At 36.5% G+C, this 787-nt stretch carries 1 protein-coding gene; it reads right to left on the minus strand.

What is annotated here, in order from left to right; translation table 11 throughout:
• Positions 1-32: 32 nt before the first annotated feature.
• Entirely contained in the window at positions 33-713 is a 681-nt protein-coding gene (locus RV13_RS20400) for an IS6-like element IS1216 family transposase (protein ID WP_001015311.1), read from the minus strand.
• Positions 714-787 lie beyond the last annotated feature (74 nt).

Below are 787 nucleotides of genomic sequence, written 5' to 3' on the forward strand. Positions count from 1 at the left end.
TAAAGAATAAAATCCCTTACGGTATCTATGATTTAAGCTGGGATTCCCAATAATACCTTGATTTCAGTACAGACCGAAAACCCGAAGAGAGTGCCTTCTTTTCGGGTTTTCTTATATAATCCTCGAATGGCTTCCATGCCTTTAATCGTGGTAGAGGCAGTGCGTAAACTTCGATAGAATTTATTGCGTCTCTTTACTGGACGATGGTCTTGTTCAATCAAATTATTCAGGTATTTAATGGTACGATGTTCTGTCCCTTGATAAAAGCCGTATTCTTTTAGTTTCTTAAAGGCACTTGTAATAGAGGGGGCTTTATCTGTGACTACAACCTTCGGTTCATCAAACTGCTTCACTAACCGCTTAAGAAAAGCATAGGCTGCTTGTGTGTCCCGTTTTTTACGTAACCAAATATCCAAGGTTAAACCATCTGCATCGATGGCTCGATACAAATAATGCCATTTTCCTTTAATTTTGATGTACGTTTCATCCATTTTCCATGAATAAAAGGATTTTTTATTTTTCTTTTTCCAAATTTGATAGAGTAGTTTGCCATATTCTTGCACCCAACGATAAATCGTCGTATGAGAAACGTTAATGCCACGATCATATAAGATTTCTTGAACTTCACGATAGCTAAGGTTATAACGAAGATAGTAGCCCACGGCTACAATAATCACATCCTGCTGAAATTGCTTTCCTTTAAAATGATTCATCGTCATTCCTCCTGCTATCTTTTTCTATTATTCTACCTTATTTGATAGTAGATTTAAAACTTTGCAACAGAACC

It is taken from the genome of Enterococcus raffinosus (assembly GCF_001886185.1).
Taxonomy (GTDB): domain Bacteria; phylum Bacillota; class Bacilli; order Lactobacillales; family Enterococcaceae; genus Enterococcus_A; species Enterococcus_A raffinosus.